This window comes from Flavobacterium notoginsengisoli, from assembly GCF_042686225.1.
GTDB lineage: Bacteria > Bacteroidota > Bacteroidia > Flavobacteriales > Flavobacteriaceae > Flavobacterium > Flavobacterium notoginsengisoli.
On sequence record NZ_JBHUOT010000005.1, the window covers coordinates 225583 to 241288 of the forward strand.

Here is a 15706-nt window from a genome sequence, read left to right on the forward strand (position 1 = left end):
TATACTTATTTTGAAATTAATATCATTGTTCTAATATCATCAAACTCAATTTCTGTGCCGTTTTCTAAAGCGTCCACAAAAACCAGTTTGTCTGTTAATGTTTCTGACTTTATATAGTCTTCATTTTTCGAAACGGCTTCTTCTAAAATACCATCTCTTTTTATTTGTACATTAATTTTATCCGTAACCTCAAATCCTGAATCTTTACGGATGTTTTGTATTCTATTTACTAATTCTCTGGCGATACCTTCGTTTTTCAATTCTTCAGTAAGTGTAATGTCAAGCGCAACTGTTATTCCGTTTGAATTAGCAACTAACCATCCTTCGATATCTTGCGATGTAATTTCCACATCTTCTAGTGATAAAGTTACACTATTTCCTGCAATAACAATATCCAGCGTTCCCTGCTTGTCCAGCTGATTGATCTGTTCTGCAGAAAAACTTTGTATCTCCTTAGAAATCAAGCCCATATCTTTCCCAAAACGTGGCCCAAGAGCTTTAAAATTAGGCTTAATCTGTTTCACTAAAATACCGGAAGCATCATCTAAAAGTTCAATTTCTTTCACGTTTACTTCAGCTTTTACCAGGTCAGAAATAGCTTCTATTTCAGCACGCTGATTCTCGTCAAGTACCGGAATCATTACCTTTTGCAGAGGTTGACGTACTTTAATCATCTCTTTTTTACGCAGTGATAAAACCAAAGAGGAGATCGTTTGCGCCTTCTGCATTTTGCTTTCCAACGTTTTATTAACAAAGTTTTCGACAAATTTCGGGAATTCAGCCAGGTGAACACTAGCAAAATCCTCGGTTCCCGTAGATGTTGTCAAATCTCTATACAATTTATCCATAAAAAATGGAGCTACCGGAGCGCTTAATTTACTGATTGTAAGCAAACATGTATAAAGCGTTTGGTAAGCTGCAATTTTATCTTTTGCATATTCTCCTTTCCAGAAACGACGACGACACAAACGAACATACCAGTTACTTAAGTTTTCCTGAACGAATTCAGAAATAGCTCTTGTCGCTTTTGTTGGCTCATAATCTTCGTAACATTCGTCAACAAACTTTATTAAAGTATTCAATTCAGAAATAATCCACTGATCGATTTCCGGTCTTTCGTTTAACGGAATCTCAGCTTCGGCATATTTAAATCCGTCGATGTTTGCATACAATGAAAAGAAAGAATAAGTGTTGTATAAAGTTCCAAAGAATTTACGTTTAACCTCAGCAATTCCTTCAAGGTCAAACTTCAGGTTATCCCACGGATTTGCATTCATAATCATATACCAGCGTGTAGCATCAGGGCCGTTTTCTGCAATGGTTTTAAATGGGTCTATCGTATTTCCTTTACTCTTAGACATTTTAATTCCATTTTTATCCAAAACCAAACCGTTTGAAACTACGTTTTTATACGCTACTTTATCAAAAACTAAAGTTCCGATAGCATGCAAAGTATAAAACCATCCACGTGTTTGATCTACTCCCTCTGCGATAAAATTCGCAGGAAAATCTTTGTTCCCATCGATTTTATCTTGATTTTCAAAAGGATAATGCCATTGTGCATAAGGCATTGCTCCAGAATCAAACCAAACGTCAATTAAATCACTTTCACGTTTCATTGGTTTCCCGGAAGCAGAAACTAAAGTGATAGCATCAACAACATTTTTGTGTAAGTCAATTAAATCATAATTTGACTCAGCCATGTTTCCGATTTCAAATCCTTTAAATGGATTTTCTTTTTGGAAACCTGCTTCAATAGATTTTTCGATTGCAGTGTACAATTCTTCAACAGAACCAATAATAACTTCTTCTGTTTTATCTTCTGTTCTCCAAATTGGCAACGGAATACCCCAATATCTAGAACGAGATAAGTTCCAATCATTAGCATTTTTAAGCCAATTTCCAAAACGTCCTTCACCAGTAGATTTAGGTTTCCAATTGATAGTTTCGTTCAGGTCGAACATTCTATCTTTTACATCGGTTACTTTGATGAACCATGAATCTAGTGGATAATATAATAACGGCTCGTCAGTTCTCCAGCTGTGTGGATAACTGTGCACGTATTTTTCAACTTTAAATGCTTTATTTTCTTCTTTAAGACGAATAGCGATTTCAACATCAACAGATTTCTCTGGCGCTTGCCCAGCATCGTAGTATTCGTTTTTAACATATTTACCAGCTAAATCACCTACATGAGAAGTGAATTTCCCTTGCAGATCAACTAAAGGAACTGCAGTTCCATTTTCGTCTAAAACCAACATTGGCGGAACTTCTGGCTTAGCTTCTTTAGCAACTTTAGCATCATCTGCACCAAAAGTTGGCGCTGTATGCACGATTCCTGTTCCGTCTTCTGTTGTAACGAAATCCCCAGAAATTACTCTAAACGCATTTTCAGCATTTTGATACGGCAACACATAAGGCAGTAATTGCTCATAACGGATTTCTACTAAATCTGCTCCTTTTGCTTCGGTTAGAATTTTGTATGGAAGTTTTTTGTCGCCATTTTTCACATTGTCAAAATCAGCGTCATCTTCACTTACGAAATATCCTTTTCCGAATTGTTTTCCAACTAAGTTTTTAGCCAAAACAACATTGATTGGCTCAAAAGTATATTGATTGAATGTTTTTACTAAAACATAATCGATTTTTGGTCCAACTGTCAAAGCTGTATTTGATGGAAGCGTCCAAGGAGTTGTCGTCCAAGCTAAAATGTGGATATCTCCAAAACCTTGTAAAAAGCTTGGAAGCGTTTCCGGCAAAGTTTTGAATTGCGCTACAATCGTAGTATCCGTAACATCTCTGTAAGCTCCAGGCTGATTTACTTCATGAGAAGATAATCCAGTTCCTGCTTTTGGAGAATATGGCTGAATTGTGTACCCTTTGTACAACAAACCTTTATCGTAGATTTGTTTCAAAAGCCACCAAACAGACTCCATGTATTTTGGTTTATAGGTCACGTATGGATCTTCCATATCAACCCAATATCCCATTTTTTCGGTCAAATCGTTCCATACGTCCGTATAACGCATAACGGTTTTTTTACACGCTTCGTTATATTCTTCGATCGAAATCGTTTTGCCGATATCTTCTTTTGTAATTCCTAATTCTTTTTCAGTTCCCAATTCTACAGGTAAACCGTGAGTATCCCATCCGGCTTTTCTTTTAACCTGAAAACCTTTTTGAGTTTTATATCTGCAAAAAATATCTTTAATCGCACGTGCCATTACGTGGTGAATTCCAGGTAATCCGTTTGCTGAAGGCGGACCTTCAAAAAATACGAAAGGCTCAGCACCTTCGCGAGTTGTAACACTCTTTTCAAATATATTTTCTTTCTTCCAAAAATCAAGAACTTCTGACGCTACTGTTGGCAAGTCAAGTCCTTTGTATTCAGTAAATTTTGTACTCATTTTATCCTTTTCTTAAACGAGGTGCGAAAGTAAGGAATTTTGAGTAAAATAGAGAAAATATGACGGAAAAAAGACCGTATTCAGGAAATTTTGAGTAGATTCCGCAACAAATCTTAGGCTTTTTATTGATTTAAGAGAAAACTTCCTTTAAAATCTCTAAAGATTTAGGTTTTTTGAATCCTTCTAAATGCAGACTGTAATAATCGATTACGATTTTTAGAAGAATTTGTCTCTCTAAAACATGAAAGACTTTTTGATCGTTGTCGAATTTTAAATCAATTAATTTTTTGAATAGAATTGTTTCATGTTCTGTCAATACATTTCCTTTTTGAAAATGAATAAAAACACCCTCATTCATTTCAAAAAATGGCAGATTATTTTCTGACAAATCAGGATAAAAACCGAGATATTTTGTAATTTCTAAAAGCATAATTAGATGAAAATTAGAAATTTCATCATGATGATCCAGCCAGGTCAGCGCCGTTTCTAAAAACAAAAAAAGCTGTTCATTTTTTTCTTCTTCCTGAATCGAATAATGAAGCATTTCGGAAAGAAACATTACCATCGTACTTTTCACAATATCTGTATGAATACTCTGAAAAGGAACAGCAGTTTTTATTTCTTTGAAATTTTCAAGCGTGCCTTTATTTTTATGGACAGCTTCAATTTCTAAAATCGAAAACGGCTGAAAATAAGCAATCTTCTGACCTGCTTTTCGACTTGAAAAAGCATCACGCACGAAATATGATTTCAGTCCATTTGAAAGTGTAAAGCATTTTACAATCAAACTTTTTTCCTGAAATTTTAAAGAAGAAATTACTATGGCTTTGGTTTTGACTAACAATTTTAGATTTTAGATTTTAGATTTTAGATTTTAGATTTTGAAACTAAAATCTGATGTCATTTTTCAACTGAATACCGAAAACTGAGACTGCGACTGAGTAATTATCGAATAATCATCACTTTTTTAACTTTAGTTTCACCGCCGTCTTGCGCCGATATAAAAACCATATAAACACCAGAAGCTACTTTATATTTTCCAAAAGCAGTTGTATCCCATTCTATTGTCCCTCCGGAAGATGTGGTTTCGAAAACCAGATTTCCTTCTATGTCTGTGATTTTAATATTTGCTTTATCAATCAATCCTGCAACTTTTACCGTTCCTGAATAAGTAGGCCGAACCGGATTTGGATACACATAAACATTATTAAGATTATCATTTGCTCCCGTTGCAATTCCGTTAAACGAAACCATTCCCTTATTAGTAACAATAAAAACTTCGCCCGTTTTATTGTTTATTTTAATATCGTTTACATAATTACTTGGCAGCGGAGAATTGTTTATTGTAAAATGATATTTGGTTTCCTGACCATTTGGCGACACCATAAACACGCCTGAATCTGCTGTCCCGATCCATTTATTATTAGAACCATCAACCGCAATAGAAGTAATAAACTGCTCATAAAGTAATTCCTGCGCCAGATCGTCTTCCATAATAATAATTGGATTTGCCTTTAACTGGCTTTCCGATTGGAAATTTCCAACATTAGGCAAAACCCTTAATCCTTTTGTTGTTCCAATCCAAAGCTGACTTCTTGTATCCAAAGCTATCGCCCTGACATCTGCAATTGGAAGATTTCCTAAATCTGTTCCAACAGTTATTTTTTTAAATGTATTCGTAACTTCGTTAAAACCTACAACCCCATCTCTGTTAGTTCCAAGCCATTTTACATTATTTCTATCAATAACTATACTGGAGTAACTAATATTCTCTGCTATATCAAAAATTGGAGTCATTGAATAACTTCCCCATTGTCCATTTGTTTTTAAAACTTTTAATCCATTATTAATACGACTGTTGGTAACCCAAAGGTTTCCAGTTTTATCAAAAACATTTGCATTGATACGTACATCAATATAGCCCGCTCCCGCATTTGTAATAGATTCTAATCCACTATTTTTTTCGTTATACAAGAAATTTGGGACATCATCTTCAATTTTCAACAATCCTGAAAAGAAAGAACTCGCATAAACCTGTTTTTCATTATTTGGATTAATCAGAACTCTTGTAATAGATTTTGCATCATAAACTTCAGAATACGGAAGATTCAGCCATCCGGAAACATTATATCTACTTATTCCATAACTATCTAATGGATATGGATCGTACGAAGTATCATAATCCCCATAAACCGCCCAAATGGTATTTGGACTAACATCTATTGAAAAAATATTATTCTTTACAGGACCTGTTGGTGTATTATTTTCAAAAGCAGTTACATTATTCAGTGTAGAAAAAAACATTCCTTTTTCTTTGGTACCAATAAAAATTCGATCGCCAACCGCAGTAGCACAACTAAAATTCAAAGTATTATCCAGAACCTGAGAATTTGCAATCTGACGATTTAAAACCATTTGATTGTTATACACATAAACTATACTTGGTGTAGTGATAAACAAATTATGATTTTTTGCTCTCATATCAACCGAAGCCTGGGGTAATTGAGAAAAACTCAGAAATGTGTTCAAATTGTAACGATGAATATTTCCCGAATCATTTATTGCAATAAGCTCTGTATCCAAAGCTCCTACACTAGACCAGTTTCCGCCATTAACAACAGCCCACTGATTATAATCGATCAGATTTGCATTTGCTATATCTGCTCTTCTAATTCCACTTGATGTTGCAGCAAAAACAAATCCATTAAACAAAGTCGTTTGCTTAACGCTGATTTCTGCTCCATTATCGCCTATAAAATAAGTATCACCAAATTTAGAAGTAGTCAAATTAAACTGAACAATTCCAAAATCACAAGAAACATAAACCAATCCATTATATTCCATAAAATGATTGATCTTTTTAGCATTTGCCGGAAGCTGTTTATTAATTATATCTACGATTTTTAACATGCTTCCGTCACTTTCGTTGATCAATATCATTAAACCATTTTCATAACCAACCAATGTTTTTTTAAATACCTCACTGTAATACACTGCAGAAATCGTCTGCCCCGACAATCCATCAACTGTAGTTATCGTTTTCAGCATATTTGTTGTTGTGTTTTTTGAAAACAAAGCATTTTCTGAAGCGACAAAAACACTTGTTGAAGATTCCGAAACATCTTTAATTTCATTAAATGAAAAATACCCCTGCCAGGACAACTTATTTTGTGCCTGACAAAACTGAATTAGTATTAAAAAGAAAACGCAGAAAAGTATTTTTTTCATCACAACATATATTCGATTAGACAAATATACTACAAACAAGATTATTTAATTTTTGGCATCAATAAAAAATGCCTTCGATTTTAATTAACCGAAGGCATTTCTAATATATTGCAATTTTCTTTTAAACTACACCTTGCGCAAGCATAGCGTCGGCAACTTTTACAAATCCGGCAATGTTTGCTCCTTTTACGTAGTTTACATATCCGTCTTCTTCGGCACCGTATTTTTTACATTGATTATGAATCCCGACCATAATTTCTTTTAATCTCAAATCAACTTCTTCACTTGTCCAGTTTAAACGAATAGAGTTTTGAGTCATTTCTAATCCGGAAGCCGCAACCCCACCAGCATTTGCCGCTTTTCCTGGAGCAAATAAAACTTTATTATCTAAGAAAAGCTTAATAGCGTCTAGTGTAGAAGGCATATTTGCAGCCTCTGTTACACATAAAACACCATTGTCAATTAACTTTTGAGCATCTTCTCCATTTAATTCATTTTGAGTAGCACATGGAATAGCAATATCCACTTTTACTTCCCAAGGACTTTTTCCTTTATGAAAAACAGCATTTGGATATTTCTCTAAATACCTTTCGGCTCTGTTGTCACCCGTTGCTCTCATTTCAAGCATATGGTCGATTTTTTCTCCGGAAATTCCTTCTTCATCATAAATATATCCGTCAGGACCAGAAATGGTAACTACTTTACCTCCTAATTCATTTACTTTCAACGCCACACCCCAAGCTACATTTCCGAATCCCGAAATAGCTACTCTTTTACCTTTTACTTCATGACCAATTGTACGCAGCATTTGATCTGTAAAATAAACTACTCCATATCCTGTAGCTTCAGGTCTAATTAATGAACCTCCATAAGCCAAACCTTTTCCAGTTAAAACTCCTGTAAATTCATTTCTTATTCGCTTGTATTGTCCGAATAGATATCCAATTTCTCTTGCACCAACACCAATATCTCCGGCAGGAACATCTAAGTCAGGTCCAATATGGCGACATAATTCAGTCATAAATGACTGGCAGAAACGCATGATTTCACCGTCAGATTTTCCTTCGGGATCAAAATCAGAACCTCCTTTTCCACCACCCATTGGAAGAGTCGTCAAACTATTTTTAAAAACTTGCTCGAAAGCCAGGAATTTCAAAACAGATAAGTTTACAGAATGATGAAATCTGATTCCTCCTTTATAGGGTCCAATTGCAGAGTTCATTTGAATTCTAAAACCTCTGTTTACGATAATTTCTCCTTTATCGTCTACCCATGGAACCCTGAAAATAATTGATCTCTCTGGTTCTGCAATTCTTAAAAGTATATTTTTACCATCATATTTTTTGCGCTCAGATATAAAAGGAATAACTGTTTCTGCAAATTCTCTAACCGCTTGAAGAAATTCTGGCTCGTTTGGATTTTTTGACTCAATAAGAGCCATAAACTCATTTATTTTTTGTTCCATATTTGAAATAAATTTTCAGATAATTTGATTTAATTTTTCTCCTTATTATACCTAAAAAAGTTTTTAAGAAAACGTTTTCGTTTTAACACACAAAGATATATCAAATAATGATTCGATGTTATATTTTTCACTTTTTTGAATCGATTTGTGTTTTTTTCAAGCATTGCAAAAAAATACATTTTACATGTAGGTCTTTACATGCAAATCACAAAGTAAAAGTTAGTAAATTAAGTATTTTAGTAGTTATTTTTCAATACAATGATTTAATATTTTGAATCGACTATGTTTTTTATATATTTGCCGAGATTTGTAAGCCCTAGAAAATGTCTAAACACCTATTTATCACATTATTTGCCTTGTTCGGCATATCAAGTGCTGTATCAGCGCAAGGACTAGCTCAAGAGATCGGAATCTATGCCGGACCAGTAACTTTACAGTCTGATTTTGGTGAAAGAAACAACTTCGACACCAATGCCGGAAACTCCGGTTTTGGAATTGGAATTATGCATTTCATTAACTTTTCTGCAAACAACAATAGAGAGAGTTATTTTACAGAACACTTTAAAGTAAGAACTGATTTAAATTTCAATAGAACTACCCTAAAACATTTTGGACAATGGGTTGAGAGAAAACCTAACGGATTATTTGCTCAGCAGTTAAAGAATATGCATGCAAGTTCTACCATTATTGGGTTGGGAGCTCAATTAGAATTTTCTCCTTTTATGAAAATTCATGACTTTGAAAACACAGTTGGTAGTTTTAGTCCGTACGGAAGTTTAGGTTTTCAGGTAAGTTATTATTCAGCAAAAGTAGGATCACATCTGGGAGACATAACCCTTCCGTCTGTAACTCCGGGCAAATACTTAACTCCCTCTGATGGACGTCCTCACGGATTTTCTACAGAAAGCGGTGTTGTTTTATCTGCAACTGCTGGAGTGGGTGTACATTATAAATTAACGACAATGAGTGACTTAATGTTCGAAACTCGTTTTCAGATGTACAATTCAGACTGGATCGACGGATTAAATCCTAACAAAAATATTTACAAAGAAAACAAATCTAACGACTGGCAGGTTTGGTTCAACTTTGGATACATTTACTATTTAGAGTTCTAAAAATTCTCTAAATTTCAAAACATAAAAAATCCCAAACTCCAAAAAGTAAAATTGGAATTTGGGATTTTTTATTTTGTTTATTTTTAAGATAAAGCTTGTTCTAAATCTGCAATTAAATCTTCTGCATCTTCAATACCAACGCTTAATCGAACTAAGTCATCAGTAATACCAACCTCTGCTCTTTTATCAGCAGGAATCGATGCATGAGTCATTAAAGCCGGATGATTTGCCAATGATTCTACACCTCCCAAAGATTCTGCCAAAGTAAATACTTTCAGTTTCTCTAAAAATGCAATAGAATCTTCTTTCTTTCCTGATTTAAAATCAAAAGATACCATTCCGCCAAAAGCTTTCATTTGCTTTTTAGCAATTTCATGAAATGGATGATTTTTCAAACCTGGATAATAAACTGTTTTAATCTTTGGATGATTACTTAAATATTCAACTACTTTTTCTCCATTTTCACAATGTCTCTGCACTCTTAAAGCCAAAGTTTTGATTCCTCTTAAAACCAAAAAACTATCCATTGGCCCAAGCGTTGCACCTGTAGCAAATTGTTGAAAATGCAATTGATCTCCTAATGCTGCGTCTTTTACAATTAAAGCTCCAGCAATAACATCTGAATGCCCTCCTAAATATTTCGTTGCAGAATGCATTACAATATCAGCACCTAAATCAAGCGGTTTTTGTAAATACGGAGTTGCAAAAGTATTATCAACTGCAAGCAGGATTTTTTTCTCCTGTGTAATTTTTGCTATTTCCTGAATATCTGCCAATTTCATTAACGGATTTGTTGGTGTTTCAACCCAGATTAATTTGGTGTTTTCGTTGATTAAACTTTTGAATTTTTCAATATCTGTCATATCAACAAAATGAAACTTAATTCCTGAATCTTTGTAAACTCTTGAAAACATTCTGTAGGTTCCACCATACAAATCATCCATTGCAATGATTTCGTCTCCTGCTTTAAAAGATCTTAAAACACAATCAGTCGCAGCCAGACCAGATGAAAATGCTAAGCCGCGGGTTCCGTTTTCAATACTTGCCAGCGCCTCTTCTAAAGCAGTACGGGTAGGGTTTGAAGCTCGGCTGTATTCGTAATCTGCCAAAGGTTTTCCCGGACTTGTCTGTACAAATGTTGAAGTTTGATACACCGGTGGCATTACCGCACCTGTACTTGGATCATGATGCTGACCACCATGTATTACTTTTGTATTGAATTTCATATGTAGATATTTATTGTTTTTTTATTGGTCATATGTAATTCGCATATCTCCATTGATATTTGCGACCAATTTATGGTCATGCTCATTTCATATAGTTATAAATTTTGAATCCTTAATTCTTTTACAAATTTACCGCTTAATTTATTTTATCGCGTCACAAGTTCTTACCTTTGTAGATAATTAACACTTTTTGATATGAAAAATTACATATTTATAATCTTTTTGTGTTTGATTTTTACAAGTTGCAAAAAAGACCTTTCATTTGAAAATGAAACCTTTGAAGAAAAATCTACTAAGCCGTGCAAAAACGATTGCCCGAGCATCACAATAGAAGTTCCAGTTGCCAAAAATAAAAAAGTAATATCAGACAGCATTAATAAGAGAGTTTTTGGTGTCATTAAAGAGATTGTATTTTTTGAAGAAGATTCGGTAAAAGTCGACGATTATAAATCATTGGCAAAATCTTTTATTGCCTCTTATGAAGAAATGCATCAGAAATTCCCTCAAGACACTTTTGGCTGGGAAGCTAAAATAATTGGGAATATAGAATTTCAATCGGAACAGATTTTAAACCTAAAAATTGATCATTATACCTTTACCGGAGGTGCTCACGGTTATCAGGGTTACCGCTCTTTGTTATTTAATCCGAAAACAGGAAAAACGATTTTCAATAATCAATTATTCAAAAACGAAAAAGAGTTTAAGGCTTTCGCCGAAAAGGCATTCCGTTCAAAATATAAAATTCCTGAAAAAGCCAATATCAATGCTACGGGATTAATGTTTGAAAATGATAAATTCCAACTACCACAGAATATCTTTTACACTTCTCAAGGTCTACTTTTATATTACAACTCCTACGAAGCAGCTTCTTATGCAGACGGGCCAAAAGAGCTTATATTTTCTTATTATGAAGTAAGGCAATATTTGAATTTTCAATAATTATAATTCACTAGCTTATTTTTACCAAAAAACACAATAAATTTACTACAAATTTATTGTGTTTTTTAGTAAACTAATGTTTTTTCAAATATGCTAACATTTAACCATTCAGGGCTTTTGGTTCCTGACAATAAAATTATATCCACAGTTCAAGAACTAGAAAATGAATTTGTAACCAAAATTCCATCATTAAAAAGAAAAGAAATTTTTGAAGCTTATGTTAAATATAATCAAGATTTCAAAAAAGTATGTAATTTAGACGAACTGCATCAATGGATAAATGGATCTTACGTTACAAAAAAGACAAATCCTGGAGACATTGATTTAGTAACATTTATTGACTACAATATTGTTTCACAATTAGGCTCAAAATTAGATGCTTTTACATACCCGAATTCTGAAATAATTTATGGCGTTGATGCTTACATAATTGAAGTTTATCCAGAAAGTCATCCTAATAACTTTAGAACCATAAGTGATAAGGCATACTGGCTTGATCGATTTACAAAAACCAGAAGAATTAGAAGAAATAGGTTATCAAAAGGTTTTCTAGAGATAAAATCATAATTCATATTAAAATGAAAGACAATAAATTATATCACATTCTAGACTTAATTGAAGAAATTGACAAAGTTGATAAAATGATTTTTCTACATAAAGACTCCACTTCAAATCTAATGTCTGATCAATACAAAAATCAAAAATTGAAACTAAGCAACTATTTAGTAAAAGAACTTTTGAGCAATAGTGATAACAGAACTGAAGTTATGTATATCATAAAACTTTTTATTGAGAAATTCTATACTAACGAAATTAGTCATTTAAAGTTTGATGAAAATGATAGCTTAAAAAAAATTGAAAATGTCTTTATCGAAAATTACAATTAATACGAAAATGTACTGAACTAATTTTATAAGTACAAAGACACAACACAATTCTTGTTATATGTTGTATTTAGCTGCACTGCGATGCGTCTCTACAGAAAAACCTTTGCCACTTTGTCTCTCTGAATCTTAGAACCTTTCTCACTGCACATCATATTTCATCTTTCGTAAAACCCTCAAAGCCTCTTTAAACGAAGAATAAACCTGTTTATAAGGTTTCAGCAATAATTTAGCATCAATTAATTTTTGTCTCGCATCTTCAAAACCATTCAAATAACAAATCATAAAAGTAGAAGGCAGATTTTCTAAATCTTTCATTTCACGATCAGATAATGTAATTTCCTTTTGAAGTTTTGCCAGCAATGCCATATTCGAATTGTAAATATGATAGAGCATTTTTCTATTGAATTCCGGTGGCTGAAAAAGCATCTGACGATCGATTTTATAATAACCATTATCAAAGAAATGAATAGTTTGTTCTTCCAGCGGATAATAACTGGTTTTATCATTTAAACCTAGTGGCACATATTCTGTAATGGTAAAAGTGTCATCATTATATTCTATCGTAACGACATCTTGTGCAGAATAAAAAAGCTTAATTTGTTCGTTGATTAATTCAATATCAACACGCGAAAGAAACGTTTTTTCCCGCATTGTTTTCGGAACTCCAGCCCAGCAAATCACAAATAATTCTTTAAAAACATGATATTTGGGCGACATATCTTTATGCCTGAAATTCATAAAATCGATAACGCCGTCAAGAGTATATTGAATACTGTTTCGAGAACTATTTTCGATTCCAATAACCGTTTCTGTATTCTGATTGCTTTTTTCGATTTCCTCATGTTCTTCCAGCGGAATCGAGTTACTGCCACGTCTTATAAAAACGCTATTGGCCAAAATAGTATGAATTCCTTTTTTAAAATAAGAAATTTTGCTTTTGGGTTTAATCGTAACCAGACCGATTACTTTGTCTTTTGGAAGGTTTGGAAAAGGGACATTTTCGTATTGAATTTTTGGAGGATTTTCTAAAAAAGCGTTGACTAGATTCTGGATTCTGCTGTCATCGAAGAAATCGTCACCGACAATTTCATTATCCTGATCTTCTACACCAACCACGATATAAGAATTATTGTTCGGATTAGAGTTTGATAAAGCGCAAATGTGTTTTAAAAACTTCCCTTTTCCTTCTCTGGAATGTAGATTCAGTTGCCTTTTCTTATCATAAAAACTGCTTTCGTCATTATGAGCGAGTAAATTCTTTATCAAAAGGCGTTTATTGATCATAATCTAGTTTTTTTCTGTCACTAATTTACACTAATTAAAAACTCGGAATCATTTTAATTGCATTCAATAACCTTAAAACGAAAAAAAGACGCACTGCTGTGCGTCTTTACAATAAAATTTTATTAAATATTTTTCTTGACAATCGTCGAAGAAGCCTGTGCCGTACTCATCACAACCAAATCGGCTATATTTACATGATAAGGTCTTGAAACTACAAAATGAATAATATCAGCAATATCTTCTGCCTGCAACGGATCAAATCCTTTATAAACATTTGCGGCTCTGTCTGCATCTCCTTTAAAACGAACTTCGCTAAACTCGGTCGCAACCATTCCTGGATGGATTCCACCAACTCTAATTCCGAACGGATTTAAATCGATTCGCATTCCGGCTGTAATTGCATCAACTGCATGTTTAGAACCACAATATACATTTCCGTTTGGATAAACTTCTTTTGCTGCAGTTGAACCAATATTAATAATGTGTCCAGATTGTCTCTCCACCATCTGCGGAATTATCGCTTTTGAAACATACAAAAGTCCTTTTACATTAATATCGATCATCGCATCCCAATCGTCTAAATCTCCATTCTGAATCGGATCTAAACCATGGGCATTTCCTGCGTTATTAATTAAAACGTCAATTGTAGAAAAATCATTTGGTAAAGAACCAATCTTCTCTAAAACATCTTCTTTATCACGAACATCAAAAGCAAGGGAATAAACTTCTGTGAAAGCCGAAAGTTCATTTTGAAGTTCTTCCAATCGATCTTTACGTCTTCCGCAAAGAATCACTTTATAATTGTTTTTTGCCAAAATCTGCGCAGTTGCTTTTCCAATTCCGCTTGTGGCACCAGTAATTAAAACTGTTTTTTTCATTTTAAATATTTTGTTTTTAACACATAGAAACATAGATATACTTTGCTTAAAAAAGGCATTTCATTTGCATAAATTCACATAGCTATGTGTAAGTGAAACGCTAAATTCATCTTTTTTAAAAACATAAAAAATCTATGTTTCTATGTGTTTATTTTTTTGCACTCTAACTGAATACTAAAAACTGTAAACTGAACACTAAAAATTAAGGCACATCGTCGCCCATGCTTTCTGTCCAGATAGCGAACCAGTCTTCTGTATCCATATCCAATTCAATTGCTTTTGACAAAGATTGAATTCTGGCAATATTTACAGTTCCAGCGATCGGAATTACTTTTGCCGGATGTTTTAAAATCCATGATAATAAAAGTGTATCTGCACCTAAATGATATTTCTCTAATAAAGTAGAAAACAGTTTTTTCAAACGGCGAGTTTGTTTTGTGTCTTCTCTAAAAACAGTTCCAAGCGGATTCCATGATAAAGGACGAATTCCGTTAGTCTGCATATAATCTAAGCTTCCGTCAGTCATAGCTTCGTAATGTGTCGCTGAAAACTGTACTTGATTATAACTCACTTCTGTTTTTTGGCGAATTAATTCAGTTTGTGAACTTGTAAAATTTGAAAGTCCAAAATCAATAATTTTTCCTTCTCTTTTTAATTTCTCAACAGCTTCAGCGATTTCGTCAGCCTGCATTAACGGACTTGGTCTGTGCAGTAAAAAAACATCTACATAATCAGTCTTTAAATTTTTCAAAGATCCTTCAACCGACTTAATAATATAGTCTTTAGAATAATCATAATGTTTGATTTTGTTTTCAGGGCGTTTATCCGCAATCATCTGAATACCGCACTTTGTAATTAATTGTAATTTTTCACGGGCAATTTTACTTGCGTGAAAGGCTTTTCCAAAATCGGCTTCGGTCGTATACGAACCGTAAATATCCGCGTGATCAAAAGTCGTAATTTTGTTTTCGATACTTACCTGTATCATGTTTTCCATTTCTTTGGTTGTAAGGTTTTTATCCCAAACTCCCCAATTCATAGTGCCTGAAATTATAGGCGATAAGACTGTTTTGCTCATAATAGTTATGCGTTATTTTTGGTAATAATTATGCTTTAATAAAACATAATCATCAAAGTTCTTAAAAATATAAAAATAGATTCACAATTAGTCCTTAAAATTAGGTCATTGGTCGAAGTTTTAACCATTCTTTAACATCTTACTTATTAAAAAATATTCAATTTGCACTCTCAAAAATTAGGCGTTAAAATCAAGGTTT

12 protein-coding genes are annotated in these 15706 nt (G+C 33.4%); 4 read left to right on the top strand and 8 right to left on the bottom strand.

Annotated elements, in window-relative coordinates; all coding sequences use genetic code 11:
* Positions 1-5 precede the first annotated feature (5 nt).
* The 4 genes from ileS to gdhA all read right to left on the bottom strand — a co-directional run bounded on the left by ileS (position 6) and on the right by gdhA (position 8100).
* Positions 6-3407 carry an isoleucine--tRNA ligase gene (gene ileS / locus ACFS3A_RS13445; RefSeq protein WP_379826080.1) on the bottom strand — a complete coding sequence of 1134 codons (3402 nt, stop codon included), beginning with the start codon at positions 3405-3407 and terminating at the stop codon, positions 6-8.
* Positions 3408-3537: 130 nt separating this feature from the next.
* Positions 3538-4251 (bottom strand): DNA repair protein RecO, encoded by a 714-nt coding sequence (gene recO / locus ACFS3A_RS13450; protein WP_379826081.1) that lies wholly within the window; start codon positions 4249-4251, stop codon positions 3538-3540.
* Between the two features lie 101 nt (positions 4252-4352).
* Positions 4353-6635 (bottom strand): type IX secretion system anionic LPS delivery protein PorZ, encoded by a 2283-nt coding sequence (gene porZ, locus ACFS3A_RS13455; protein WP_379826082.1) that lies wholly within the window; start codon positions 6633-6635, stop codon positions 4353-4355.
* A 121-nt stretch (positions 6636-6756) separates the two neighbouring features.
* Positions 6757-8100 carry an NADP-specific glutamate dehydrogenase gene (gene gdhA, locus ACFS3A_RS13460; RefSeq protein WP_379826083.1) on the bottom strand — a complete coding sequence of 448 codons (1344 nt, stop codon included), beginning with the start codon at positions 8098-8100 and terminating at the stop codon, positions 6757-6759.
* A 323-nt stretch (positions 8101-8423) separates the two neighbouring features.
* Here gdhA and ACFS3A_RS13465 point away from each other — a divergent pair, with 323 nt between their 5' ends.
* Complete coding sequence (locus ACFS3A_RS13465) at positions 8424-9215, top strand: THC0290_0291 family protein (protein ID WP_379826084.1); 792 nt, start codon at positions 8424-8426, stop codon at positions 9213-9215.
* A gap of 83 nt (positions 9216-9298) precedes the next feature.
* On the opposite strand, the gene ACFS3A_RS13470 is transcribed toward ACFS3A_RS13465, so the two are convergent.
* A complete protein-coding gene (locus ACFS3A_RS13470) occupies positions 9299-10441 on the bottom strand; it encodes a cystathionine gamma-synthase (RefSeq protein ID WP_379826085.1) in 1143 nt (380 codons plus the stop codon).
* A 195-nt stretch (positions 10442-10636) separates the two neighbouring features.
* On the opposite strand from ACFS3A_RS13470, the gene ACFS3A_RS13475 reads away from it, so the two are divergent.
* The 3 genes from ACFS3A_RS13475 to ACFS3A_RS13485 all read left to right on the top strand — a co-directional run bounded on the left by ACFS3A_RS13475 (position 10637) and on the right by ACFS3A_RS13485 (position 12267).
* Complete coding sequence (locus ACFS3A_RS13475; RefSeq protein ID WP_379826086.1) at positions 10637-11380, top strand: DUF3298 and DUF4163 domain-containing protein; 744 nt, start codon at positions 10637-10639, stop codon at positions 11378-11380.
* A 90-nt stretch (positions 11381-11470) separates the two neighbouring features.
* Positions 11471-11947, top strand: coding sequence for a DUF6932 family protein (locus ACFS3A_RS13480; RefSeq protein ID WP_379826087.1), 477 nt, complete (start codon positions 11471-11473; stop codon positions 11945-11947).
* A gap of 11 nt (positions 11948-11958) precedes the next feature.
* Positions 11959-12267 carry a hypothetical protein gene (locus ACFS3A_RS13485; protein ID WP_379826088.1) on the top strand — a complete coding sequence of 103 codons (309 nt, stop codon included), beginning with the start codon at positions 11959-11961 and terminating at the stop codon, positions 12265-12267.
* 138 nt (positions 12268-12405) lie between these two features.
* Here the strand turns inward: ACFS3A_RS13485 and ACFS3A_RS13490 are convergent, their stop codons facing one another.
* From ACFS3A_RS13490 to ACFS3A_RS13500, 3 genes are all read right to left on the bottom strand, one after another.
* Positions 12406-13551 carry an ATP-binding protein gene (locus ACFS3A_RS13490; RefSeq protein WP_379826089.1) on the bottom strand — a complete coding sequence of 382 codons (1146 nt, stop codon included), beginning with the start codon at positions 13549-13551 and terminating at the stop codon, positions 12406-12408.
* 122 nt (positions 13552-13673) lie between these two features.
* Complete coding sequence (locus tag ACFS3A_RS13495) at positions 13674-14429, bottom strand: SDR family NAD(P)-dependent oxidoreductase (RefSeq protein ID WP_379826090.1); 756 nt, start codon at positions 14427-14429, stop codon at positions 13674-13676.
* A gap of 202 nt (positions 14430-14631) precedes the next feature.
* Complete coding sequence (locus tag ACFS3A_RS13500) at positions 14632-15507, bottom strand: aldo/keto reductase (RefSeq protein ID WP_379826091.1); 876 nt, start codon at positions 15505-15507, stop codon at positions 14632-14634.
* Positions 15508-15706 lie beyond the last annotated feature (199 nt).

Bases quoted from the DNA above. Each gene is read 5' to 3' on its own strand.
- ACFS3A_RS13485 (WP_379826088.1), top strand. From the start codon at position 11,959: ATGAAAGACAATAAATTATATCACATTCTAGACTTAATTGAAGAAATT.
- ACFS3A_RS13495 (WP_379826090.1), bottom strand. From the start codon at position 14,429: ATGAAAAAAACAGTTTTAATTACTGGTGCCACAAGCGGAATTGGAAAA.
- ACFS3A_RS13490 (WP_379826089.1), bottom strand. From the start codon at position 13,551: ATGATCAATAAACGCCTTTTGATAAAGAATTTACTCGCTCATAATGAC.
- ACFS3A_RS13470 (WP_379826085.1), bottom strand. From the start codon at position 10,441: ATGAAATTCAATACAAAAGTAATACATGGTGGTCAGCATCATGATCCA.
- ACFS3A_RS13500 (WP_379826091.1), bottom strand. From the start codon at position 15,507: ATGAGCAAAACAGTCTTATCGCCTATAATTTCAGGCACTATGAATTGG.
- ACFS3A_RS13475 (WP_379826086.1), top strand. From the start codon at position 10,637: ATGAAAAATTACATATTTATAATCTTTTTGTGTTTGATTTTTACAAGT.
- gdhA (WP_379826083.1), bottom strand. From the start codon at position 8,100: ATGGAACAAAAAATAAATGAGTTTATGGCTCTTATTGAGTCAAAAAAT.
- ACFS3A_RS13465 (WP_379826084.1), top strand. From the start codon at position 8,424: ATGTCTAAACACCTATTTATCACATTATTTGCCTTGTTCGGCATATCA.
- porZ (WP_379826082.1), bottom strand. From the start codon at position 6,635: ATGAAAAAAATACTTTTCTGCGTTTTCTTTTTAATACTAATTCAGTTT.
- ileS (WP_379826080.1), bottom strand. From the start codon at position 3,407: ATGAGTACAAAATTTACTGAATACAAAGGACTTGACTTGCCAACAGTA.
- ACFS3A_RS13480 (WP_379826087.1), top strand. From the start codon at position 11,471: ATGCTAACATTTAACCATTCAGGGCTTTTGGTTCCTGACAATAAAATT.